Here is a 24,029-nt window from a genome sequence, read left to right on the forward strand (position 1 = left end):
CTCAGCTCTTCCCCCCGTCGCCGGATTTCCGCGCCCTGGCCAGTCTTCGCAGAGCCGCGATCTCCCGCATCGCCTCCGCCATCGGCTGCGCCGGGTACCCTCCCCAAATCTCGCCCGCGGGGACGTTGCTCATGAACCCGCTTCTTGCAGCAAGCTTGGCCCCAGACCCAATGGTCAGGTGATCCGCAAGACCGACACCGCCACCCATGGTGACATTGTCGCCCACCGTTACGGAACCGGAAATACCCGAAAGGCCGGCGATTATGCAATTGCGGCCTATGCGGACGTTATGAGCGATCTGCACCAGATTGTCGATCTTGGTGCCTTGACCGATGATCGTGTCTGACATGGCGCCACGATCGACCGTTGTGTTCGAGCCGATCTCGACGTCGTCCTGGATAACGACCCGGCCGATTTGCGGGACGCGCTCCGGGCCCTTGGCCCCGGCCACGAAGCCAAAACCGTCCTGGCCGATGCGGGCGCCGCCATGGATGATGACACGATTGCCGATCAGCGCGTACTGGATGCTGGCGCCTGGACCGACATAGCCGTCGCGGCCGAACTGGCAGGAGGGACCGATAACGGCATGAGGAGCAATGACGGTTCCGCTGCCGATAGAAGCGCGGGGGCCGATGATCGCGCCGGCCTCGACGATCGCGCCGGCCTCGACATGCGCCGATGGATCGATATGGGCATGCGGCGAAATACCGGTTTCGCCGGTCATCGGCGCCGGTGTCGCAGCCGCCGGGAAAAGAAGGCGTCCGACCATCGCGAAAGCCTGTTGCGGGCGCGGATGGACCAGAACCGCGATACCCGCCGGCGCTTTGCCGGCAAATTCGGCGGGACAGAGAACCGCCGCTGCCCGCAGCGATTGCATCAGCGCGAAGTTGCGTCTGCCATCGACGAAGACAAGAGCGTGCTCGCCGCCTTCGCTTGCCGGCGCCAAGGCTTCGATCGATATTTCCGAGAGGCCGGACTCGACAAGCACCGAGCCGGTCAGATTCGCGACTTCGCCAGCCGTATACCGGCGTGATGGCGCGAAGAACACCGGATCGGTCATTCCAGAAGCTATATCCAGCTAGCGCATGACCCCGAAAATCGGAATCGATTTTCGGAGGATCATGCGCAAAATCAAAGTTCTACAGCGTCCTTTGCGCGTCCAAGAGGACGCGCGGCGCTGTAGTGTCGGATCACTCTATTCCGGACCCCTACGGCCCGGAAGCATCGTCTCCCGCCAATCAGAAGCGGGTCGATATGCCGAAGTTGAATTCCTGCACGTCGTCGGTGTCCTCCTTGAGGACCGGTATCGCATAGTCGATGCGGATCGGGCCAAAGGGCGACGCCCACATCATGCCGAGACCGACCGAGGCGCGCCACTCCATGTCGGTTGTCGATGGATCGACACCCGCCACATCATTGCCATAAAGTGTCGCCGCATCAGCAAAGACCGCGCCGCGCAGGCCGAAGCTCTCCGGAATGACCGGCATCGGAAACTGGGCTTCCGCCGAGGCGTTGAAATAGGTGGTACCGCCGAGATGGTCGTCAAAGCCCTGGTCGTCGACAGGACCGATGCCGCCATAGGCGAAGCCGCGGATAATGCGGTCGCTGCTCTGGAAATGATCGAAGATGCGAAGGTCTTCGTCGCTGCCGTAGCCCTGGATATGGCCAGCCCCGCCCGAAATCAAACCAACCAGATCAAGCTGCTCTGACAACGTCTGGTAGACGCTGCCACGCGCCGTCACCTTGACGAATTTGGCGTCGCCGCCGAGGCCGGCGAATTCCGTGGTGACATTGGCGAAGATGCCTTCATGCGGGTTCTTCATGTCGTCGATGGTGTTGTAGACCAGACCGAGGCTGACCGACGACTTGAGCCACGGGCTTTCCTCAATGCCGTTTAGGATAGCCGTAGAGACGTCGCAGCCAGCCAGTGGATCGCAACCATCGTCGAGCTTGTACTTCTCCTGCGAGATATTATACGCCAGCTGCGTCGAGATGTCGTCAGTGATCGGCAGGCCAAAGCGCACTGTCGCACCTAGGGTCTCGCTCTTATAGTCGTCGTATTCCCTGGTCCGGTTGAAGATGTCGAAACCGGCGGCAATGCGCCGCCCGAGGAAATAGGGCTCGGTGAAGGAGAAGCTGTAGTCGCGCGAATTCTTGCCGCCGCCCGCCGATAGCTTGATGAACTGGCCGCGTCCGAGGAAGTTGCGTTCGGTGATCGCTCCTTCGATGGATGGGCCTGACGTGTCGCCGCCGGTCTAATAGCCGGCGCCGACCGAGAACTCGCCGGTCGATTTCTCGACCACGTCGACCACCAGCACCACCTGGTCCGGCTCAGAGCCGGGCACGGTGGAAACCTCGACTTTCTCAAAATAATCGAGCGCTTCCAGCCGTTTCTTCGCGCGCTGAATGAGAACCTGGTTGAAGGCATCGCCCTCACTCACGTCGAATTCGCGGCGAATGACATAGTCGCGTGTCCGGTCGTTGCCGCGAATCTCGATGCGTTCGACATAGGCCTTCGTGCCCTGGTCGATCGTATAGACCACCGAAATGGTGCGGTTCTCGAAATTGCGGTCGCCGCGCGGCGTCACCTGGGCGAAGGGATAGCCGGAACCGGCGACCCTCTCGGTCAATGCGATGATGGTGTCTTCGACATCCTCGGCGTTGTAGACCTCGCCCTTGCGGGTCTCGACCACCGACTGCAGCGATGCAGCGTCGACCTCGGGAATCGTGCTCTCGACGCTGACGTCGCCGAAGGTGTAGCGATCGCCCTCCTGCACGGTGATGGTCACCGTATATTTGTTGGTGGTCTCGTCGAGTTCGCCGACCGCGGAAATCACCTGGAAGTCGGCATAGCCGTGGTTGTAATAGAAACGGCGCAGCAGCTCTTCGTCGGCGCGCAGCTTGTCTTCGTCATAGACATCGTCGCGCAGCACGAACGAAAGGATGGACGAGCGCTTGGTGGAGATGACGTCGGACAGGCGACGGCTCGAATAGGCGCTGTTGCCGACGAAATTGATCGCGGCAATCTGCGTGCGGCCGCCTTCGTTGATATTGAAGACCACGTTCACGCGGTTGTCGCCGAGATCCATGATCTGGGTGGTCACGGCGGCGTCGTCACGGCCGATACGCCTGTAGGCGGCCTTGACCGCCTCGATGTCGGCATCGAGCGCCTGCTGCGAGAACGTTCCACGCGGCTTCAACTGGACCGCGGCCGCAAGGGCGTTGTCCTTGAGCTTCTTGTTGCCCTGGAACAGCACCTGGTTCACGACCTGATATTCGGAAACCTTGATGACCAGCGACGAACCGACCTGGTTGATCTGGACGTCCGAGAACAACCCGGTGCCGAACAGCGCCTTGACCGCATCGTCGATATCGGAGCTGGAAAAGGGCTTACCGGGCTTGATCGTGACGTAGTTGCGGATCGTGTCGGCATCGACCCGCTGATTGCCGCTGACTTCAACTCTTGAAACAACAGCGGCCTCGGCCGCCGATGTGGCAACGAACTGCACTGCGAGCGCACCTGGTACGACCAGGGCGGCGGACAGGGCCACCGCGGACGCGGCGCTCAGAAACTTGGATGCTGCCTTCATCGGGCTTTTGTACCTTTTCTCGAAGTCCCCACGGCGAGAAAACCGGACGTGCGGTAATTTCCCCCACCGTATTAACCGGATTTTCCCTACACGCAAGGCTCCTGGTTAATTTGTATTTACTTAACCCTGTGGCGTGGCTTTCGCGTCACGCATATCCCCATGCATGGTAAACGGCGTCTCAACATTGGCTGTGTCGAAGCCAAATTTCTTCATGATTTCAGCATCCAAACAGGTCGTTCCAGAAAACGAACCCCATGAAGCCCAAGACGAGAAGCAGGCCGGCCCTGTAACCCATCTCCATCATACGTTCCGACACCGGTCGCCGAATGACGGCCTCCACGCCGTAGAACAGGAGATGGCCGCCGTCGAGGGGAGGAATCGGCAAAAGGTTGAGAATACCGATCCCGACCGACAACAGCGCAACAAGTTGCACAAGCCAGTCGAAGCCCAGTTTTGCCGCCTGCCCCGACATCTTTGCGATTTTGATTGGGCCGCCCAGCTGGCATTTATCCTCGCGACCGACGACGAAACGCTGCAGGAACTGGCCGGTACCCTGGATGATGTGGCCGGTTTCCTCGACCGCGGCAGCCAGTGCGCCAGCCGGGCTGTAGGTGATCAGGCGGGGCTGGCCGAACTCCTGGTTGTTGACGACGCCGATCACGGCCACCTTGACCTTGTTGCCCAGCGCGTCTTCCTGTTCCATCAATCGCGGCGTCGCCGTAACGGTGATCTCCTTGCCGCCGCGCAGCATGACGAAGGTGATGGCGTCGCCGCCGCGGCCCGAGACCCGGCGCTGGACGTCGGCGAAGGTCTGGACCTTGCTGCCGTCGACGCTGACGAATCGGTCCCCGGGCAGGATGCCGGCCTGCGCCGCTGGGCTGTCGGCGGTGACTTCAGCCACCATCGGCTCCATCACGGGGCGGCCATAGGCGGTAAACAGCACCGCGAAGACGGCGATCGTCAGCAGGAAATTGAACAGCGGGCCGGCAACCACAGTCGCCGCGCGCTTCCAGACCGGCTGCGTGTGAAACGCAACCTTGCGCTCGGCATCGGTCAGCAATTCGATCTCCTCCGAGCTGGGCTGGCTCGAGGTGGCGTTCATGTCGCCGACGAATTTGACGTAGCCGCCGAGTGGAATGGCGCAGAGTTTCCAGCGCGTGCCATGGCTGTCATTAAAGCCGAAGAGTTCCGGGCCGAAGCCAATCGAAAAGACCTTTACGCCGATGCCGCACCAGCGGCCGACGAGATAATGCCCCATCTCGTGGACGAACACGACTACGGTCAGCACGAACAGGAACGGCACCAGCGTGCCAAGGACAAAGCCTTCCGTGCTGAAAACCGCGTGAAGAATCTCGTTCAACTCATGTCCTCAAAATTCGTCCGCAGCACGGTCGTACCGCGACTGTGGCATCAATCCAGGCGAATCCATGGCGCATCCTGCGCAGGTCAAGATACCAGGCCAGGAAACAATGCCGATCAAGCTGGAAACAGCCCCTGTGCCGGATGGTCGGCGGTCGCCGAAATCCAGCCGATGACGTACAGGGCGAATGCCGCCGCGACAAGCCCGTCGACCCGGTCCATGACGCCGCCATGGCCCGGTATCAGCGTGCCCGAATCCTTGCGGTTGTGACGGCGCTTCACCCATGATTCGAAAAGGTCGCCAGCCTGGGAGACCAGCGAAAGCACGAGTGCAACGACGCCGAGCACTGCAAGATTGCCGGCTCCGGCCGCAGCGGCCAAAAGCAGCCCGGCAACCACGCCGCCGACAGCGCCGCCGAGCGCCCCGCTCTGGGTCTTGCCGGGCGAGATCGATGGCGCCAGCTTCGGACCGCCGACAGCGCGGCCGACGAAATAGGCTGATATGTCGGTCGCCCAAACCACCGCGAACAGGAACAGAATGGCGACGAGGCCGGGATGGTCGCCGTCGCGCAAAAGGGCAAGTGACAGGCCGGAAATGCCGGCATAGGCAAGGCCGGACGCGTCCCACTGTCTCGTTTGATGCATCGAAGTCTGGCCCATCGAAGTCTGGCGCATCGAACCCACGACCGCGGTGACAACGACCATCACTGCCACAAGTAGCAGCAGCCATGACGCCGGCAGGCCGGCGACCAAACCGCCGACGAAAACCAGAAGCAGCGCCTCCGGCAGAAAACCAAGACCCGTGGTGGCGACCGGGCGGCACATTTGCGTCCACTCGTAGAAGATCAGGATCGTCATGGCGGCGCAAAGCAACCGGAAGGGCAGTCCGCCAAGCCAGGTCAGACCGAGTGTGACGACCGCAAGCACGACGGCAGAAATGACGCGAAGCTGGAGGTTGCTCATCCCTTGGCCGTCACGGCGACGTCTTGAGCGCCAAGCCCGCCGAAACGGCGCTCGCGATTGGCAAAGTCGCGCAATGCGTCGGCCAGATGCTCGCGGCTGAAATCGGGCCAGTAGCAAGGCAGGAAGACAAGCTCGCTATAGGCCGCTTGCCACAGAAGGAAATTCGACAGCCTGAGCTCGCCGCTGGTGCGGATGACCAGTTCCGGATCTGGAATACCCTGGGTGTCGAGAGAGCCGGCAAAGGATTCGGCCGTGATCGCCTCGCTGTCGAGCTCGCCGCGCGCCACCGCCGAGGCAAGCTTGCGCGCCGTGCGCACGATCTCGTCGCGTCCGCCATAGTTGAAAGCGATGACCAAGGTCAGCGCGTCGTTGCGGGCGGTGAGCGTTTCGGCCTCTTCAAGCAGGGTCCTGATATCAGGTTGCAGCCCTGCCCGGTCGCCGATGATCCTGACCCGCACGCCGTTTTGGTGAAGCTCGGCGAGATCGCGGCGGATGAAGATTTTCAAGAGGCCCATCAGGTCGCTGACTTCGGACTTCGGCCGCGACCAGTTTTCCGACGAGAAGGCGTAGACGGTCAGGAAGGAGATGCCGAGGCCAGGAGCGGCGCGCACCGTGTTGCGCAGCGCCTCGACGCCGGCGCGATGGCCGGCAAGCCGTGGCAGGCCGCGCGCCTTGGCCCAGCGTCCGTTTCCGTCCATGATGATCGCGACATGCGCGGGGCTTGTCATAGTCTCGCTTTCGGGTCGGTCACCTACCCTTAAACCTGCATGATTTCTGCTTCCTTATCGGAAAGCAGATGGTCGATGGTGCCGATCATCTCGTCTGTGAGCTTTTGGACCTGGTCGGACCGCTTGCGATGATCGTCCTCGCTGATATCGCCGTCCTTTTCCGCCTTTTTGAGAAACTCCATGCCGTCCCGGCGCACGTGGCGCACGGCGATGCGCGCATTCTCGGCGTAGCCATGCGAGATCTTAACCAGCTCCTTGCGGCGCTGTTCGTTAAGTTCGGGCAGCGGAATTCTGAGATTGGTGCCGTCGACGATCGGATTGAAGCCGAGATTGGATTCACGGATGGCGCGATCGACCGCACCGACCATCGACTTGTCCCAGACCGAAACCGAAATCATGCGCGGCTCAGGCACCGACACGTTTGCCACCTGGTTGATCGGCATAGTGGTGCCATAGGCCTGCACCTGGATCGCGTCGAGCAGGTTGCTCGAAGCGCGGCCGGTCCGCAGCGAAGCCAGATCGTGCTTGAACGCAGCGATCGCCCCGTCCATGCGCCGTTTGAGATCATCGTATTCGCCACTCATCATCGTCTCCTCGACCCGTTAGCCCGGGTTCACTGTTCAGGGTAACCCCGTATTCAAGCCTCAATCCGAAAACCGGTTCCCGCTTTTCGCCTACGGGAAACCTTCGGTTCGGGATCGGGCTCCCGATCAGTCGTCTGTGACGACCGTGCAACGGCCGCCGCCCCTCAGAATATCACCGAAACCACCCTTCTCGTGGATCGAATAGACGATTATCGGAATGTTGTTTTCCCGCGCAAGTGCAATCGCGGCCGTATCCATGATCGAAAGACCACGTTTTATGACTTCGCCATGGCTGATGCGCTCGAAGCGTGTCGCATTCGGGTCCTTCTTGGGATCGGCAGAATAGACGCCGTCGACCTGAGTGCCCTTGAACAGCGCGTCGGCGCCGATTTCCGCCGCGCGCAGCGCCGCGGCCGAATCGGTGGTGAAGAACGGATTGCCGGTGCCGCCGGCGAAGATGACGACCTTACCCTGGTTCATGTAGGCGGTCGCCTGGCGCTGCGAAAAGCTCTCACAAAGCTCAGGCATGGCGATTGCCGACAGCACCACCGCGTCGACGCCGATCTTGTTCAACGAAGTACGCAGCGCCAGCGAGTTGATGACGGTGGCAAGCATGCCCATGTGGTCACCGGTGACCCGGTCACCTCCCTTGGAAGCAACCGCCACGCCACGAAAGATGTTGCCGCCGCCGATGACGACGCCGACTTCGATGCCCAGGGCGCGGGCCTCGGCGATGTCGGCGGCGATGCGATCGACTACCGACACGTCGATGCCGAAATGCTGCTCGCCCATCAACGCTTCGCCCGACGCTTTCAGCAAGACACGTCGGTAGAGGGGCTTCACCGTCATCTGATCCTCATTATCGTGCGTGCGACGCGCCTCGGGCTGCCGCCGCGTAGGCGCTGCCCCGAAACATTGGGTTCCGATACACGAAGGGCGCCGGGCTGTCACGCGGCGCCCGAACCGGAAAACTCTCTTCCAGTCGTTAGCTTACGCCGGCAAATGCATCTTGCACGAGCAGATCCGGGCACGAGCAGATCCGGCAGATAGCCAGCTGGCTTGCCGCCGACCGCCTGGCCTTCATCGGTAACGCGCAAGAAATCGGCCGGGCATCCTCGCGGACACCCGGCCGTAAAGTCTTTCAGAAAATAGAGTGCGGTTTACTTCTTGACCGCCGCCGCGACTTCCGCCGCGAAATCGGTTTCTTCCTTCTCGATGCCCTCGCCGAGCGCGAAGCGCAGATAGGCAGTGATCTTGGCCGGTGCGCCGATTTCCTTTTCGGCATCCGTCAGCGCCTTCTCGACGGTGATGTCGGGATTGAGCACGAAAGCCTGCTTGAGCAGCACGACCTCTTCGTAAAACTTGCGCAGACGGCCCTCGACCATCTTCTCGATGATCGCCTCCGGCTTGCCGGACTGACGCGCCTGGTCGGCGAAGATCGCCTTCTCGCGCTCGACCGCGGCCGGATCGAGCTGCTCCGTCGTCAGCGCCATTGGGTTGGTGGCGGCGACATGCATAGCGACCTGACGGGCAAAGGCGTTGGCGGCCTGCGCGTTGCCTGTCGTCTCGATGGCGACCAGCACGCCGAGCTTGCCAAGGCCGTCGGCAACCGCATTGTGGACGTAGGTTGCGACAGCGCCGTGCTCTACGGTGAGCTTGGCCGAACGGCGGAAGCCAAGATTCTCACCGATCGTGCCGACAGCATCCTTGATGGTGTCGGCGACCGACTTGTCCGAACCCGGATACGGTGCGGCTGCGACGGCCTCGGTCTTGCCGCCATAGGCGAGCGCGACCTTGGCGACCTTGGCGACGATCTCCTGGAAGGCGGCGTTGCGGGCAACGAAGTCGGTCTCAGAGTTGACCTCGACGACCGCCGCCTCGCGGATACCGGAATCGACGCCGATCAGGCCTTCGGCGGCAGTACGGCCGGCCTTCTTGTCGGCCTTGGAAATGCCCTTCTTGCGCAGCCAGTCGACGGCCTCTTCCATGTTGCCGTTGGTCTCGTTCAACGCCGCCTTGCAGTCCATCATGCCCGCGCCGGTCAAGTCGCGGAGTTCTTTGACCTGTGCAGCCGAAATGCTCATTGTCGCCTCTTTGTTTAAAATGCACCGACGCACCACCGGTCCTCGATGATGCGCCTGGCGCCAGCGCTTAGCGCGCCAAAATATGAGAAAGATGAAGGCCGAAACCGGCCTTCACTGCTACGCTTCCGGTGTCTGGGCAGCCGGTGTTTCGGCGGTCGGCGTCGGCTCGAGTGCCGGCTCGACCGGAGCCTCGGCCAAAGCGCCGACGTCGACGCCGAGCGCGCCCTGCTGGCGAGCGATGCCGTCGATTGCAGCCTTGGCGATCAGATCGCAATAGAGCTGGATGGCGCGGGCCGCGTCGTCATTGCCCGGAATCGGGAAATCGATCTTGTCCGGGTCGCAGTTGGAATCGATGATGGCGACGACCGGGATGCCGAGACGCTTGGCCTCGAGGATGGCGATCGCTTCCTTGTTGGTGTCGATCACGAACATCAGGTCGGGCGTCGAGCCCATGTCTTTGATGCCGCCCAGCGCCTTGTCGAGCTTCTCGCGCTCGCGATCAAGATTGAGGCGCTCCTTCTTGGTGAGCCCCTGGGCCTCGCCGGCCAGCATCTCGTCGAGCTTGCGCAGGCGCTGGATGGAATTCGAAATCGTCTTCCAGTTGGTCATCATGCCGCCGAGCCAGCGGGAGTTGACATAGTACTGGGCCGAGCGCTGCGCGGCGTCGGCGACGATGTCGGACGCCTGGCGCTTGGTGCCGACGAACAGCACGCGGCCACCCTTGGCGACGGTGTCGGAAACCTGCTTCAGCGCCTGGTGCAGCAGCGGCACCGTCTGCGAGAGGTCGATGATGTGGATGTTGTTGCGGGCGCCATAGATATAGGGCGCCATCTTCGGGTTCCAGCGGTGAGTCTGGTGGCCGAAGTGAATGCCAGCTTCCAAAAGCTGGCGCATGCTGAAATCAGGCAGAGCCATTCTTGAGTATCCTTTCCGGTTAGCCTCCACGGACACAGGCATTTCTGGACTTTGTCCTCGAACGCCACCGGAGGTTTCAGCCGGATTTCTCCCGGGCAGACACCAAAGTCCGTGTGTGGAATGAGCGCGCATATAGAGGGGATCCGCGACAAACGCAAGCGCTGCGGTGTCTTGCGGCTCAGCGTGCGGCGATCAGCGCACCGGTGCCGATCATGGCGCCGCCGGCAAACCTGTTCATCAAGCGCATCCGCCTTGGCGTCTTGAACCAGCTCGAAGCCTGCCCGGCAAGCACCGCATAGACGCCCATAGTGATAATGTTGACGCCGATCACGACCGCAACCACGAGCAGCCCCTCAGCGAAGGTCATTGCGTTGAGATCGAGGATCAACGGCATGATGGAGGCGTGGAACAGGATCGCCTTGGGGTTGCCCAATGCGATGGAGATGCCGAGGTAAAACGATCGAGACAGTCTTGCCTGCGTTACCTCCAGTCCATTCGATCGCGCGGAAGCCGATCGCCACATCCTGATGCCAAGAAACATCAGATAGGCAGCACCCGCATATTTCAGGATGAGAAAAACCCATTCGAAGGTCTGTGCCAGTGCCACGAGACCGAGCAGCGCCAAAGTCACCAGCACCGCGTCGCCAGCGGCGATACCGAGGCCAGCCAGGAACGCGCGAACGAACCCGCGCGAGACGCCGTTGGCAATGACCGTGAATACCGCCGGGCCAGGCGTGGCGGCGGCGAATGTAATCGCAACGCAGTAAGCCAGAAATGCCGTCAACGTCATGGTCGTATCTTCCCCTTCGGCACCCGGACACGCCGGAAAACAGCAACGATCTCTTCGCGGCTACATTCGATGGCGCCCAGCCGCACCGCGCGGTCGCGCTCGAAGCCGGTTATGTCATAATGCGGCGCCGATGTCTTCGGCGGTCCCTGATAGGACGAACGCTTGATGCCGAGTTGTGCTGCAAAACGATGCAACTCATCGGTGTCGTCGGCCAGCAGGTGACACCAGCGGTGGCCGACCCATTTCCAGATCGCCGCGTCGACATAAACCGCCATGAGGCTTGCCGCACTCCTTCATCTTGCGCCGACCAGCGGAGCCGCAGTTCACTTGGGGCCAAGATCCAAACGTTAGCGATGATAGAAGGGATTCGGATAGAAAATGAAGCCGCCGCCGGCTTCGAGTTCGGCTACCGTCGTGGTGACAGCCGCCTGCATACGGCTGTGCAGTTCGGCGAGCGCATCGTCGATCGAGCCCGGAAAGGCGTGCAATCCCAACGGTTCCGGCACCCGGATATGCGCGCAGCGCGGCCCGACCGGCTGCGGCACGAAGCGGTTGATCGTGTCGCGCAGCGTGCCCTTGCAATAGTCGTTGCGGATGCGCTTCAGATGCTCGGCGATCTCCTCTTGCGTGATGCGCGAGTTGGCTGAGGCCCACGGTCCGACGCGTTGGAGACGCTGGATCGTGTCCGCCAGAGTGCGGACCTGTTTTTGCCTCTCAGCGTCACCGTTGTTTTCCCGCAGCCAGCGGCGCGACCGGCGCAAAAGCTCGGCGAACTCGTTGGCGCTGGGATCGACCGAAATACCCTCCCCCAGGCGCCGGCTCAATTCGAGCAGCAGTTGCGTCTGACGCGCTGCATACGAAGCCCGTTCGTCGGGCGCCATGCCACAGGCAATCTCATCGCGCGACAGCAGCGTCGCATAGATATGGTGGACGCGCTCCGGCAGCGTATCGGCGGCACGACGTTCGATCTTCAGGGTCTTCTCGACATACGCGCATTCCTGCGCCAGCGCCGGCTCGACATTTTTGGTGAAGGCGAGCTTCCAGACAACCGGCGCGATCCAAATCCTAGAATCCTGATCCGTGACGCGACCGCGCTTGAGCGCTTCGAACCCCATCTCGACCGCCCCTGGAAGAAGCGGACCGACGACATTGGCATGCCAGGCGACGCCGCCTTCGGGATGCAAGAGAACACCATGCCCCTTCAGCGCCCAGGCGATCGAGTGTTCCTTGGCAGCCCCACTGTTGCCGGGAATCTGGGCGATCAGATTGTTGGCCAGCCAGAATTTCTGCATGATCCGGCCGAGGCCGTTGACGACGCCATGCGTGGCCCATGATGCCGCGAGCGGACTGACCTGCGAGACGATCTCCTTGTCGATCATCCAGTCGGTAAAGAATTCCGGATGGTTGGGCGTGATGAACGTCGCCTTGCCGGCGCCGCAACAGGCCTTCAGCCGCTGCCGGTCGTCGTCGGGAAAATCGATATGACGGACATTGGCGACGCCGCGCAATCCGGCCAGGCGGTTGAACGGCAACAGGTCGCGAAACCCGGGAATGCCATGCAGCATGACAACCCGGTTGACTACAGTCATGATCCTGATCAGCGCCGGATTGGGTCTCGGCGCCACGAACACATCGATTCTGCTCAACCCACCCCCCCGATCGACCCATCGGCGTAGAAGTTGAGATGCAATTGCGGCGTGTTCAAGTCATTCGCCGCCGCCTTGTGGGCGTGGCTAACCCGAAGCCTATTTCGGCGGACAGACTTTCGACTGATCGAACAACGACAGATTGACCAGCTTGCCGGTCATCGAGAACTCGCCATAGTCCATGACGAGGTCGCGCGTGATGCCGTTGTCATGCAGCTTGAAGCTGATCCGGTACTCCGGCACCTCCTCGCCTGACTTGTCGGTGCCGTCGAAATAGGCGATGTCGACCGGCCAGTATTTGTCGGTGGCGAGTTTCGCCAGTGCCGGCGCTTCCGGATCAGCCTTGTCGGCATCGGCTTTCTTGCCGACGACAACGGTGGTGGTCATCACCTTATCGGCATCTTCCGAGCCGTCGAACAGGTTGGTTTCGTAGAAATTTTCGCCCTTTTCGGCCTTGTCGATCAGTTCGGCCAGATGCTGGGTCGGAAACTGGGTGGCGGCGAGTTCGAGGCTGCTCTTCTCCGGCTTGTCGATGTCGACCTTGAGGCCCTTCGTCTCCTTCGTCGCGGTGCCCTTGACCTCCTTGTCGAGGTTCTGGTCGACGAAGGATTTTGTCACGAACGAGAACGTCTTGCCTTCGGCGTCCTCGAAAGTGGTCGTCTGCTGGTCGGTCAGCTTTGTTGCATTGTCGTTGGTGGCAATCTGGGTGACGAAGCGGAACTTCACCGTGTAGCCTTCGCAAGGCGAACCGTTGAACTCATAGACCATGCGGCCGGAAATGCCGGTGATGCCGGAGCGATCGGAGGCTTTGTCCAGGCTCAGATCATAAACCGCGCGATGCGCCTGCAGCGCCGGTACGGCAAAAGCCGGCGCCATCGAGAACACCGCCGGCAGCAGGACGGCGTGGAATGCGAGGCGTGTTGCGCGCATGAGGGGCTCCGATCATCGCGCCTGATGGCAGGCCGCAGGGAAAGAGGGTCCAGCTTAAAAAAAGTCGTGGCGGAAGCGAGGCAAAAATAGCAATTTCGGCCCGGCCTGCGCGGCGTCATCAAGCAATAGGGAAATACCATGAGTGAAACAATCGAAAAGCGGCTAAGCGATCTCGGCGTGACGCTTCCGGTCGCCGCCGCGCCCGCCGCCAACTACGTGCCCTATTCCAGGTCGGGCAATCTGCTGTTCACCGCCGGGCAGCTGCCGCTCAGCGAGGGCAAGCTGCAGGCGAGTGGGCTGCTCGGCCGCGATGTCGACACCGCAAGCGGCAAGGAAGCGGCAAAATACTGCGCGATCAACATATTGGCGCAGGCCAAGGCAGCCCTTGGCGATCTCAAGAAAATCCGCCGCCTGGTGAAGATCACCGTCTTCGTCGCCTCGGCGCCAGATTTTGTCGAACAGCACCTGGTTGCCAACGGCGCCTCGGATTTTCTGGTTGCAGTGCTCGGCGATCACGGCAAACATGCCCGCTCCGCCGTCGGCGCCGCCTCCCTGCCGCTTAATGCCGCAGTGGAAATCGAAGCCATCTTCGAAGTCGAATGAGCCTGTCATGACCGATCTTTCCTGGCTGACCGCCCGACCCGTTGCCCATCGCGGCCTCCACGACATGAACAAGACGCGCTGGGAGAACACGCTTTCCGCCTTTGCCGCGGCAGCCGAACGCGGCTATGCGATCGAATGCGATGTGCATCTGTCGTCTGACCGCATCCCGGTCGTCATTCACGACAGCGATCTGAAGCGGCTGACCGGCCAGGACGGCTTCGTCTGGCAGCGAACGGCAGCGGAGATGACTGCGCTCACGGTTGGCGGCACAGCAGACCATCTGCCGACCCTGCAGCAGGCACTCGACCTGGTCGATGGTCGTGTGCCGATGGTCGTCGAGCTGAAAGGGGTCCCCGGTCGGGACGAAGGCTTGGTGGAAAGCGTCGGCAAGATGCTCAAGCAGTACAAGGGCAAGGCGGCGATCATGTCGTTCGACCACTGGCTGATCCGCGATTTCCCGAAACACGCGCCCGGCATTCCGGGCGGGCTGACTGCTTATGGCAATGACGTCAAGCTGATCGAGGCGCATTTCGCGATGCTGGCGCACGACATCGCCTTCGCCTCCTACGCCGCCGGCGACCTGCCGAACCGGTTTGTCAGTTTCGTGCGCGAAAGGCTCAAAATGCCGGTCATCACCTGGACCGTGCTCGACCAACCGGCGGTCGACTTGACCTTTAGATACGCCGACCAAATGACATTCGAAGGATTCGAACCCGATCTTGTACAGGTCGCTTGAAACCGAGCTTGCATGGACCGGCACGGAGCTTAAATAAGCCTCATGGATCAAGGCGATGAAGGCGACGGGCAAACGGCGAATGGAGCGTATGCGATCCGGGTTGCCTCCGGCATCGGAGCCTTCACCTGCGCGGAATGGGATGGCCTCGGCGGTACCGCACGCGGCGACACAGAAAACGGCTACAACCCTCTCGTTTCATTCGCTTTTCTGAGCGCACTTGAGGATTCGGGCTGCGCCGTGCGGCGAACCGGCTGGCAGGGCCATCATCTCAGGCTGGAGACAGCGCAGGGAAAGCTGCTCGGTGCCGTTCCCTGCTACCTGAAATCGCATAGCCAGGGCGAGTATGTTTTCGATCACGGCTGGTCGGACGCGTTCGAGCGCGCCGGCGGGCGTTACTACCCAAAACTGCAATGCGCCGTGCCGTTCACGCCGGTCACCGGTCCTCGCCTGCTGGTCAATAAGGGCGGGGACAGTCGCGCCGTGAAAGCCGGCTTGGCAGCGGGCCTGAAGGCGGTGACGGACAAGCTCGGCGTGTCTTCCGCGCACGTAACCTTCGCGCAGCAGAAGGATGTCGGGGCGCTGGAAGCGGCGGGCTTCCTGCACCGCACCGACCAGCAGTTCCACTTCTTCAATGAAGGTTATTCGACCTACGACGATTTTCTCGCCACCCTGGCATCGCGCAAGCGCAAGGCAATGAAGAAGGAGCGGCGCGAGGCGCTCGCTCACGGCATCTCGATCGACTGGCTGACCGGCAGGGATCTCACCGAAAGGATCTGGGACGACTTCTTTGCCTTCTACATGGATACCGGCAGCAGAAAATGGGGGCGGCCCTACCTCAGCCGTGAGTTTTTCTCGATGATCGGCGAGCGCATGGCCGACGACATCCTGCTGGTGATGGCCAAGCGCAATGGACGCTACATTGCCGGCGCTATCAATTTCATCGGTTCCGATGCGCTCTACGGCCGCAACTGGGGCTGCATCGAAGACCATCCGTTCCTGCATTTCGAGGTCTGCTATCACCAGGCGATCGACTTCGCGATCGACCGTAAGCTGAAAGTGGTCGAAGCGGGCGCGCAAGGCGAGCACAAGCTGGCGCGCGGCTATAGGCCGGTGACCATGCATTCGGCGCATTACATCGCGCATTCGGGCTTGCGCAACGCAGTCGCCGACTATCTCAGGCGCGAGCGGCGCGAAGTGGAGCGGATGGGCGACTATCTTGAAGAGCACACACCGTTCCGCAAGGATATGGCGGACGATTAGGGCGACGTGCGTCCAATTGGACGCACAAAGTAGGCTCTAACACTTTGAATCTCCGCATCGTACTTTCCGAAAATCAATTCCGATTTTCGGGTCGGTACGGTAGAGCAAGGCACAATCCGGAGCGCACGCCATGGCCGAAGCCACCTACGACAGCAGCAATATCTTCGCGAAAATCCTACGCGGTGAAATCCCGTCGCATCGCGTCTATGAAGATGACGCAGTTGTCGCCTTCATGGATGTGATGCCGCAAGGGCCGGGTCATACGCTGGTTGTGCCGAAGGCGCCGTCGCGCAACCTGCTCGATGCCGATCCGGCAGTGTTCGGCCCGCTCTTCGCAAATGTCCAGAAAGTTGCGCGGGCAGTAAAAAACGCTTTCGATGCCGATGGTGTCACAGTCATGCAGTTCAACGAGCCTGCTTCGGGCCAGACCGTCTTTCACCTCCATGTTCACATCATTCCACGCTTCGAGGGCATCCCCTTGAAGCCGCATAGCGGCCAGATGGAGAATCCAGAAGTGTTGGCTGAGAACGCCGGCAAGATACGAACGGCGCTGGGAAGCTGAAGCCGGGCGTCGCGCACCACGCCTTCGGCCACTCTTTATCCAATAAAAAAGCCCCGTTGCCGGGGCTTTTTAGCTTTCAGGTCATCACCCCTTGCGGGGCAGTTGCGGCACCAGGCTGCGCTTGCCGCCATCCTTGCCCTTAGGCTCCGCCTTCTGCGCGATCGCCTTTTTCGGGACGGGCTTCTTGATGGCAGCTTTCTTGGGTTTCGGCGTGTCGTCCGGTTCTTCCTTCTTCGGCTTGACCGGCGCCTCGTCGGCGAGTGACTCGAGCTTCAGGCCGGTCTCGCCGGTCTCCTTCTGCTCGACGGTGACACGCACCGTGCCGCCCTTCTTGAGCTTACCGAACAGCACCTCGTCGGCCAGTGGCTTCTTGATGTGCTCCTGGATGACCCGGCCGAGCGGCCGCGCACCCATTCGTTCGTCGTAGCCCTTCTCGGCCAGCCAGGCGATCGCCTCCTGCGACAGGTCGAAGGTAACGCCTCGCTCGGAAAGCTGGGCCTCAAGCTGCATGACAAACTTCTGCACCACCTGGTGGATGACCGGAATCGGCAGCGAGCCGAACGGGATGATCGCATCGAGACGGTTGCGGAACTCCGGCGTGAACAGCCGGTTGATCGCCTCGACATCGTCGCCTTCGCGCTTGGTCGAGCCGAAACCGATCGCCGCGCGCTGCGCATCCGAGGCGCCCGCGTTGGTGGTCATGATCAGGATGACATTGCGGAAGTCGATCTGCTTGCCGTTGTGGTCGGTCAGCTTGCCGTGGTCCATGACCTGCAACAGGATGTTGAACAGGTCCGGATGCGCCTTCTCGACCTCGTCCAGCAACAGCACGCAATGCGGATGCTGGTCGACGCCGTCGGTCAGCAGGCCGCCCTGGTCGAAGCCGACATAGCCGGGAGGCGCGCCGATCAGCCGCGAGACGGTGTGGCGTTCCATATATTCGGACATGTCGAAGCGGATCAGCTCGACACCGAGCGAGGCGGCGAGCTGCTTTGCCACTTCGGTCTTGCCGACGCCGGTCGGTCCCGAGAATAGATAGGAGCCGATCGGCTTCTCCGGTTCGCGCAAGCCTGCCCGCGCCAGCTTGATCGCCGAGGTCAACGCCGTGATCGCGGTGTCCTGACCGTAGACGACACGCTTCAGCTCGACGTCGAGACCGGCCAGCACCTTCTCGTCGTCGGCGGAAACCGTCTTCGGCGGAATGCGGGCGATGGTGGCGATCGTCGCTTCGATCTCCTTGATGCCGATGGTCTTCTTGCGCTTGGCCTCCGGCACCAGCATCTGCGAGGCGCCGGTCTCGTCGATCACGTCGATCGCCTTGTCCGGCAGCTTGCGGTCGTTGATGTAGCGCGCCGACAATTCGACCGAAGCCTTGATCGCCTCAGCCGTGTAGCGGACCTTGTGGAACTCCTCGAAATACGGCTTCAGACCCTTCATGATCTCGATGGCGTCTTCGATGGTCGGCTCGTTGACGTCGATCTTCTGGAAGCGCCGCACCAAAGCGCGGTCCTTCTCGAAGAACTGGCGGAACTCCTTGTAGGTGGTCGAGCCGATGCAGCGGATCGTTCCGGACGACAGCGCCGGCTTCAACAGGTTCGACGCATCCATGGCGCCGCCCGACGTCGCCCCTGCCCCGATCACCGTGTGGATCTCGTCGATGAACAGAACCGCGCCCGGATAATCCTCGAGTTCCTTGACGACCTGCTTCAGCCGCTCCTCGAAATCGCCGCGATAGCGGGTGCCGGCCAGCAATGTTCCCATGTCGAGCGCGAAGATGGTGGCGTTGTGCAGAACTTCAGGCACGTCGCCCTCGACGATGCGCTTCGCAAGGCCTTCGGCGATCGCCGTCTTGCCGACGCCGGGGTCGCCGACATAGAGCGGATTGTTCTTGGAGCGGCGGCACAGCACCTGGATGGTGCGGTTGATCTCGGACTCGCGGCCGATCAGCGGATCGATCTTGCCGGCCTTGGCCTTGTTGTTCAGATTGACGCAATAGGCGGTCAGCGCGTCCTGCTGCTGCTTTTTCTTGCCGCCGTCCTCTTGCGGCTCGGCTCCGCTCTGGCCGCCCTGCTCGTCGTCGGCGCCGCGCGGCGACCGCGTCTCGGATGCGCCGGGACGCTTGGCGATGCCATGCGAGATGTAGTTGACCGCGTCGTAGCGGGTCATCTGCTGTTCCTGCAGGAAATAGGCGGCATGGCTCTCGCGCTCGGCGAAGATGGCAACGAGCACGTTGGCGCCGGAGACTTCCTCGCGGCCGGACGACTGCACATGGATCACCGCGCGCTGGATGACGCGCTGGAAACCGGCCGTCGGCTTGGAATCCTCGTCATAGCCGGTAACGAGATTGTCGAGCTCGGTGTCGATATAGGTGAGAACCGTATGCTTCAACTCGTCGAGATCGACGTTGCAGGCCCGCATGACCGCGGCCGCCTCGGTGTCGTCGATAAGGGCGAGCAGCAAATGTTCAAGGGTTGCGTATTCGTGGTGCCGCTCATTGGCGAGCGTCAGCGCCTGGTGAAGCGCCTTTTCCAGGCCTTGGGAGAAAGCCGGCATGTTACCTCACTTCTTCTCCATCACGCATTGCAGCGGATGCTGATTCTGTCGGGCGAAATCCATGACCTGAGACACTTTGGTCTCGGCCACCTCGAATGTATAGACCCCGCACTCGCCCACTCCATGATTGTGAACATGGAGCATGATGCGGGTGGCGGCTTCACGGTCCTTCTGGAAAAAACGCTCCAGCACGTGAACCACGAATTCCATGGGCGTGTAGTCGTCGTTGAGAATGAGGACCCGATAAAGGCTAGGCTTCTTGATCTTGGTCTTGGTGCGCGTGATGACGGCCGTGCCGCGACCGGCCTCATTGCCGTCGCCGCCGTTTTGCATCCGCACTACATCTCTCGTGGCAGTCAAACCAATCGTCACGTAGCCCTGCCTTTTCGAATCCCCATATGAGTTCGACATGTAGGTCTTCGATGGACGATTTTAAGCCCTTCTGTTTAGCTGACAATATGGCTAGGTGGCCAAACTTGACCGATTTTTCGAAATCGTGAAGGCAGCAGAGCCCTCTTTTCAAATTGCCATGAAAAAACCCGGCCGCGCGTTCGCGACCGGGTCTGTAAAAAACCCGGCCGCGCGTTCGCGACCGGGTCTGTCTTGCAGGCCCGAGGGCCATCTTCACATTATAGCGAGATTATTTCGCTTTTGCGACCATTGATTCGAACGGCTTGTAGGCCTCTTTGGCGAGTTCGGCATAGAGATCGCCGATCTTGGTCGCTTCGGTGACGAAGGCTTCGTACGATTGCTTGGCAAAATCGGACTGGATCTCGATCGCCTTCTCCAGCGACTTGGCCGACAAAAGTTTCTCGGCTGCTGCGCTGCCGGCCTCGAAGCTTTTCTTGGTGTACTCGCCCGCCTCGGTGGCGATGGCCTGCGCACCCTTGGAAAGGGATGCGAAGCTCTTCAAGCCGGTGTCGGCAAACTCCTTGCCGTATTTGCTGAAATCTTCATAGGTCTGAGTCATTTCACGCTCCCTTGACAGTTGACGTTGAACAGTAGACGCGCCCTGTCCGGGGCCGCGTTGTGCAATGCAAGTTATATATTGTGCACTGCACAAAAAGTCAATGTTTCACCGAGAGCGGTTCCAGCCGACCGGCGCGGCATACAGGCCCAGCCACCGGCAATGGCTAAGATTCGAATAAAGAGAAGCTCAAGCCCGAGGAAAATGGTGAACACGGTGGTTACCATAAACGGATTGGTAACGCTGACCGCGATAGCTTGCTTGAAGTGAGGCAGGACCTTTGCCGCCTCCAGCAACAAAAAATTCAAAGGAACCATCGGTGCGTCAGGCGTTGTCGGGCATTCTCTCCAAATCCTCGTCCTCTTTGAAAACGATCATGATCCTCGCTTTGGCGATGACATTCGTCGTTGCCGACGCTGCTTCGTCGATGGCGGCGAGGTCAGCGGCCATCGTCATCGATGCCAAGACCGGCAAGGTGCTTTATTCTTCGAATGCCGATGGTCGGCGCTACCCGGCCTCGCTCACCAAGATGATGACGCTTTACCTGGCCTTCGAGGCCATGGCGAACGGCAAGGTCAGCAAGAACTCCCGGGTCGTCTTCTCGGCCAATGCTGCTGCTGAACCGCCAACGAAACTCGGCGTCAGACGGGGCGGCGCGATCACGGTCGAGACCGCGATCCTATCGATGGTGACCAAGTCGGCAAACGACTCGGCAACGGCGCTCGGCGAGCTTCTTGGTGGCAATGAAGCCAATTTCGCCCACATGATGACAGCCAAGGCGCGGGCGCTGGGCATGAAGGGGACCGTTTTCCGCAACGCCCACGGCTTGCCAAATCCCGGTCAATTCACGACCGCGCGCGACATGGCGGTGCTCGGCATCGCGCTGCGGGAGCATTTTCCGCAGTATTACGGCTATTTCTCGCAGCGTTCCTTTCTCTACGGCCGCAAGCGCATCAACGGCCATAACCGCCTGCTTGGGCGCATCAAGGGCGTCGACGGTATCAAGACCGGTTACACCCGCGCCTCCGGCTACAATCTCGTTTCCTCGGTCGACGACGGCGATCGCCGCATCGTCGCAGTGATCATAGGCGGGAAATCCGGCGGCAGCCGCGACAACCAGATGGCCGCATTGATCAACACCTACATGCCGAAGGCATCCTCGCGCGGCAGCGGCATGCTGATCGCCAAGGCCAGCGGCGGCAATCCCATCACCGCGCTGGCAAAAGTGTTCCTGCCCAAGCGCGATGCGCCGACGCCGGACAGCAGGCCGGACGACGATGCCCCGGACGGCGATGCCATTGCCTCGCTAGTTGAGGAAACCGAGCCCGCCGTTGAAGAAACCAGCCCCGTCGCCCAGACCAGGCCCGTCTCTCAGACCAAGAAGGTCAACACAGTGGCCGCGGCCACGGCGGACGATGTGGCGACGGCACGGGTCGCAGCTGCCTACGCCGAACCGGCGGCGGTCGATCCCGTCAACACCGCATCGGTGCCGTCCGGTTGGGCAGTCCAGGTCGCCTCTTCGCCAAAACAATCCGAAGCCCAGGCTCTCCTGGACGAGACGAGCAAGCAGGCGCCTTCGATCCTCGCCGATGCCACAGGTTTCACCGTCGCCTTCGAAAAGGACGGCGTCACCTACTACCGCGCCCGGTTCGGCTTTGGTTCGAAGACTGCCGCCTGGAAAGCCTGCAACGCCCTGAAGAAAAAGAAAATCGAGTGCTACGCCGTCCAGCAATAGACGGCGTCGAAAACATCTCCCGGAAAAATTCTGCGTCGAAGGAGACTAGTTGTGATCGGAGAGCAAGACGTCCTTGGCTTCATTGATCCGCGCCGCCAGAAAAGAAGTGCCGCCGATATCGGGGTGCAAGCGCTGCATCAGGCGGCGGTGCGCCTTGCGGACATCCGCCGCGGCGGCCCCCGCTTCAAGACCAAGGATCTTGTAGGCCTCCTCCTTAGTCATGGCGCCCGAACCTGGCGAAACACCCAGCCCGTCGCCACCATTCGCCTCAGCGTCTTTGCGCCAGATGGGAAATCTGCCGTCAAGATACGTCTCTAGCAACTGGCGGCTCTCCGGGTCGCCGGGGAGTTCGCGATAAAGCTGCTGCAATTCCGCAAGGCTCATCGTGCCAAGCATCTTGCCTTCATGGCGGCCGGCGAGCACGAGCCCCTCCAGACTGCCGGTATCGTGATCAAGCTCCATTTCGAGTGCCGCGGTGCGCACCGTCGAATGCTTGCCCGGCTCCAGTTTCGCCGTCGGCCGCTTCATCCGCATCGAGCCATACCAGGCGAGCGCCGTCGACAGGATCAAGCCGCCGATGCCTTCGCGTCCGACCAGAAGCACGGCGACGCCGATCAGCGCCAGCAGGACGGGGCCAAGCGTCCTCATCCCGCTTGCGAGTTTCGCGGGGTCGGCGCGGAGAAATACCGTGGCCACGCCGAGCAGCACCAAAAGCAACGCCACGAATGCGATAATCGCGCCCATTATTTCCTGCCGCCCCGCAGATGCTCGATCATCAGCCGGTCTTCCGGCCTCCCCCTGGCCTCCAGTGCCTTCAGCCCGCCGGTTGCAAACACGGCGACCGCCGAAAGCAGGCTGGCCAAGGTTGCGGCCGCCCGCCGATCAAATCGAAACCAAGCCCCTTTGGACAGCCGCGCAATTTCCTTGAATGCCTTTTCCGCCTCGGCATCGTGGCCCTCCTGAAAGACGAAGACAGGAACGCCGTGCAGGCCGAGGCTGCCGGCCTTTTCGGCCAGGTCGTCTATATTTTCTTCCATCGCATCGCCGATATAGACCAGCGCGTTGACCTTGGCCGCCGCCGTCTGTTTCAGCGCATGGGCGAGCACCTTGCCGATCTGGGTATGGCCGCTGCGGCATTCGATCCGCGTCATCAGCTGCTTCAGCGCGTCCGTATCGGTGACGAAAGCGGATGAGCGGCACTCGCCAAGACCACGAAAATAAACCAGTTGGACCTTGAGCGCCCCGGCCTTGCCGACGGCGTCGAACATCTCGCCCTGCAGCGCACAGGCGAGATCCCAGGTCGGCTGGCGGCTCATCGTCGCGTCGAGGGAAAGGATCAGCCTGCCTGAACCGGTCGCGGACGCAGCGAGCGTCCTCGCCTGACGGATAAAGGCGTCGATCTCGCCGGTGCTCGATTGGAACTCGACCGGCGCAGGATTGGCCTTTGCGGGCACGGGCTGCTTCTTGTCGCTCATGACATTCAAGATGTGGCGTTGTCGCACAGCTTGCAAGCCCAGCATGAGGCGACTGGAGGGCCAGCGGTCACGGCAGCTTTGAATTTTGGGGGGCCTTCCTAGAGAAGGCCGAGATCGGCAAGCTCGCGCCTGAGTTTCGGCGGCATCTCGACCAGTCCCGCTTTACCCTTGCCGAGATCGGCCGGTGCGTCCGACGGTTTCAGGTAGCGCCAGCCTTGAAAGGCGCGGCGCGGCTGCCATTCGGTGCGCACGACCGCGGGATCGAGCATCAGATGACAGCGGCCGATGCCGTCGTCATCGGTGAAAGGACGGATCTCCGTGATCAACTGGCGGCATTGCACATTGCCCTTGATCACCCAGTAGAGGGAACCGCCATCGGTAACCTCGGCGCCGCGCGTCGGCATCATGCGGGTGGTGTGGTAGTGCTCGACCGGTTCACCGGCGCGCCGCCGTTCGTCGAGGCGGAAGGCGATCCACCCTTCGAGGTCCTCGACGCTGTCGCAGCCGACACAGAGCTTTATGAGATTGAGAGACATGGATTAAGGTTTA

23 protein-coding genes and 2 pseudogenes are annotated in these 24,029 nt (G+C 61.4%); 5 read left to right on the forward strand and 20 right to left on the reverse strand.

Features of this window, described 5'->3' with window-relative positions:
* Nucleotide 1: 1 nt before the first annotated feature.
* From lpxD to AC0L3I_RS09915, 13 genes and pseudogenes are all read right to left on the reverse strand, one after another.
* A complete protein-coding gene (gene lpxD, locus AC0L3I_RS09855) occupies nucleotides 2–1,060 on the reverse strand; it encodes a UDP-3-O-(3-hydroxymyristoyl)glucosamine N-acyltransferase (protein ID WP_473487009.1) in 1,059 nt (352 codons plus the stop codon).
* A 178-nt stretch (nucleotides 1,061–1,238) separates the two neighbouring features.
* A pseudogene (gene bamA / locus AC0L3I_RS09860) lies at nucleotides 1,239–3,590 on the reverse strand (outer membrane protein assembly factor BamA).
* 217 nt (nucleotides 3,591–3,807) lie between these two features.
* Nucleotides 3,808–4,950, reverse strand: coding sequence for an RIP metalloprotease RseP (gene rseP, locus AC0L3I_RS09865; protein ID WP_473487011.1), 1,143 nt, complete (start codon nucleotides 4,948–4,950; stop codon nucleotides 3,808–3,810).
* Nucleotides 4,951–5,066: 116 nt separating this feature from the next.
* Nucleotides 5,067–5,912, reverse strand: coding sequence for a phosphatidate cytidylyltransferase (locus AC0L3I_RS09870; protein WP_473487012.1), 846 nt, complete (start codon nucleotides 5,910–5,912; stop codon nucleotides 5,067–5,069).
* Nucleotides 5,909–6,652 (reverse strand): annotated as a pseudogene (locus AC0L3I_RS09875) (isoprenyl transferase); the annotation flags it as partial. The pseudogene AC0L3I_RS09875 and the gene AC0L3I_RS09870, both read right to left, overlap by 4 nt.
* Before the next feature lie 17 nt (nucleotides 6,653–6,669).
* Nucleotides 6,670–7,224 (reverse strand): ribosome recycling factor, encoded by a 555-nt coding sequence (frr, locus tag AC0L3I_RS09880; RefSeq protein ID WP_077384157.1) that lies wholly within the window; start codon nucleotides 7,222–7,224, stop codon nucleotides 6,670–6,672.
* A gap of 126 nt (nucleotides 7,225–7,350) precedes the next feature.
* Nucleotides 7,351–8,073 (reverse strand): UMP kinase, encoded by a 723-nt coding sequence (gene pyrH, locus AC0L3I_RS09885; RefSeq protein WP_095492866.1) that lies wholly within the window; start codon nucleotides 8,071–8,073, stop codon nucleotides 7,351–7,353.
* A gap of 311 nt (nucleotides 8,074–8,384) precedes the next feature.
* A complete protein-coding gene (gene tsf / locus AC0L3I_RS09890; RefSeq protein WP_473487013.1) occupies nucleotides 8,385–9,308 on the reverse strand; it encodes a translation elongation factor Ts in 924 nt (307 codons plus the stop codon).
* Between the two features lie 117 nt (nucleotides 9,309–9,425).
* A complete protein-coding gene (gene rpsB / locus AC0L3I_RS09895; protein WP_095492864.1) occupies nucleotides 9,426–10,223 on the reverse strand; it encodes a 30S ribosomal protein S2 in 798 nt (265 codons plus the stop codon).
* Nucleotides 10,224–10,401: 178 nt separating this feature from the next.
* Nucleotides 10,402–11,013 carry a LysE family translocator gene (locus AC0L3I_RS09900; RefSeq protein WP_473487014.1) on the reverse strand — a complete coding sequence of 204 codons (612 nt, stop codon included), beginning with the start codon at nucleotides 11,011–11,013 and terminating at the stop codon, nucleotides 10,402–10,404.
* Entirely contained in the window at nucleotides 11,010–11,288 is a 279-nt protein-coding gene (locus AC0L3I_RS09905; RefSeq protein WP_095492862.1) for a DUF4031 domain-containing protein, read from the reverse strand. The genes AC0L3I_RS09900 and AC0L3I_RS09905 overlap by 4 nt, the downstream gene beginning before the upstream one ends.
* 72 nt (nucleotides 11,289–11,360) lie before the next feature.
* The gene (locus AC0L3I_RS09910) at nucleotides 11,361–12,659 is read right to left on the reverse strand and encodes a hypothetical protein (protein WP_473526775.1); all 1,299 of its coding nucleotides are present in this window, start codon (nucleotides 12,657–12,659) and stop codon (nucleotides 11,361–11,363) included.
* Nucleotides 12,660–12,758: 99 nt separating this feature from the next.
* Nucleotides 12,759–13,589: a cell envelope integrity EipB family protein gene (locus AC0L3I_RS09915; RefSeq protein WP_065009579.1), complete on the reverse strand. Its 831-nt coding sequence runs from the start codon at nucleotides 13,587–13,589 to the stop codon at nucleotides 12,759–12,761.
* A 138-nt stretch (nucleotides 13,590–13,727) separates the two neighbouring features.
* Between AC0L3I_RS09915 and AC0L3I_RS09920 the strand changes: the two genes are divergently transcribed.
* The 4 genes from AC0L3I_RS09920 to AC0L3I_RS09935 all read left to right on the forward strand — a co-directional run bounded on the left by AC0L3I_RS09920 (nucleotide 13,728) and on the right by AC0L3I_RS09935 (nucleotide 16,750).
* Complete coding sequence (locus AC0L3I_RS09920) at nucleotides 13,728–14,192, forward strand: RidA family protein (RefSeq protein WP_123145841.1); 465 nt, start codon at nucleotides 13,728–13,730, stop codon at nucleotides 14,190–14,192.
* A gap of 7 nt (nucleotides 14,193–14,199) precedes the next feature.
* A complete protein-coding gene (locus AC0L3I_RS09925) occupies nucleotides 14,200–14,928 on the forward strand; it encodes a glycerophosphodiester phosphodiesterase (RefSeq protein WP_473487016.1) in 729 nt (242 codons plus the stop codon).
* Between the two features lie 42 nt (nucleotides 14,929–14,970).
* Entirely contained in the window at nucleotides 14,971–16,188 is a 1,218-nt protein-coding gene (locus tag AC0L3I_RS09930; RefSeq protein WP_473487017.1) for a GNAT family N-acetyltransferase, read from the forward strand.
* Nucleotides 16,189–16,318: 130 nt separating this feature from the next.
* Complete coding sequence (locus tag AC0L3I_RS09935) at nucleotides 16,319–16,750, forward strand: HIT family protein (RefSeq protein WP_473526776.1); 432 nt, start codon at nucleotides 16,319–16,321, stop codon at nucleotides 16,748–16,750.
* Nucleotides 16,751–16,834: 84 nt separating this feature from the next.
* Here AC0L3I_RS09935 and clpA read toward each other — a convergent pair whose 3' ends face one another.
* The 4 genes from clpA to AC0L3I_RS09955 form a co-directional block, all read right to left on the reverse strand.
* Nucleotides 16,835–19,303 carry an ATP-dependent Clp protease ATP-binding subunit ClpA gene (clpA, locus tag AC0L3I_RS09940; RefSeq protein WP_473487019.1) on the reverse strand — a complete coding sequence of 823 codons (2,469 nt, stop codon included), beginning with the start codon at nucleotides 19,301–19,303 and terminating at the stop codon, nucleotides 16,835–16,837.
* A gap of 6 nt (nucleotides 19,304–19,309) precedes the next feature.
* The gene (gene clpS, locus AC0L3I_RS09945; RefSeq protein WP_473487098.1) at nucleotides 19,310–19,636 is read right to left on the reverse strand and encodes an ATP-dependent Clp protease adapter ClpS; all 327 of its coding nucleotides are present in this window, start codon (nucleotides 19,634–19,636) and stop codon (nucleotides 19,310–19,312) included.
* Nucleotides 19,637–19,943: 307 nt separating this feature from the next.
* Complete coding sequence (locus tag AC0L3I_RS09950; RefSeq protein WP_123145836.1) at nucleotides 19,944–20,273, reverse strand: phasin family protein; 330 nt, start codon at nucleotides 20,271–20,273, stop codon at nucleotides 19,944–19,946.
* Nucleotides 20,274–20,344: 71 nt separating this feature from the next.
* Entirely contained in the window at nucleotides 20,345–20,587 is a 243-nt protein-coding gene (locus AC0L3I_RS09955) for a hypothetical protein (RefSeq protein WP_473487020.1), read from the reverse strand.
* Nucleotides 20,588–20,589: 2 nt separating this feature from the next.
* Here AC0L3I_RS09955 and AC0L3I_RS09960 point away from each other — a divergent pair, with 2 nt between their 5' ends.
* The gene (locus tag AC0L3I_RS09960) at nucleotides 20,590–22,005 is read left to right on the forward strand and encodes a D-alanyl-D-alanine carboxypeptidase (RefSeq protein WP_473487021.1); all 1,416 of its coding nucleotides are present in this window, start codon (nucleotides 20,590–20,592) and stop codon (nucleotides 22,003–22,005) included.
* Nucleotides 22,006–22,050: 45 nt separating this feature from the next.
* Here AC0L3I_RS09960 and AC0L3I_RS09965 read toward each other — a convergent pair whose 3' ends face one another.
* The 3 genes from AC0L3I_RS09965 to AC0L3I_RS09975 all read right to left on the reverse strand — a co-directional run bounded on the left by AC0L3I_RS09965 (nucleotide 22,051) and on the right by AC0L3I_RS09975 (nucleotide 24,016).
* Nucleotides 22,051–22,749: a DnaJ domain-containing protein gene (locus tag AC0L3I_RS09965; protein WP_473487022.1), complete on the reverse strand. Its 699-nt coding sequence runs from the start codon at nucleotides 22,747–22,749 to the stop codon at nucleotides 22,051–22,053.
* A complete protein-coding gene (locus AC0L3I_RS09970; protein ID WP_473487023.1) occupies nucleotides 22,749–23,480 on the reverse strand; it encodes a vWA domain-containing protein in 732 nt (243 codons plus the stop codon). The genes AC0L3I_RS09965 and AC0L3I_RS09970 overlap by 1 nt, the downstream gene beginning before the upstream one ends.
* A gap of 98 nt (nucleotides 23,481–23,578) precedes the next feature.
* Complete coding sequence (locus AC0L3I_RS09975; RefSeq protein WP_473487024.1) at nucleotides 23,579–24,016, reverse strand: DUF1489 family protein; 438 nt, start codon at nucleotides 24,014–24,016, stop codon at nucleotides 23,579–23,581.
* Nucleotides 24,017–24,029: the final 13 nt, after the last annotated feature.

Source organism: Mesorhizobium sp. WSM4840 (genome assembly GCF_055811755.1).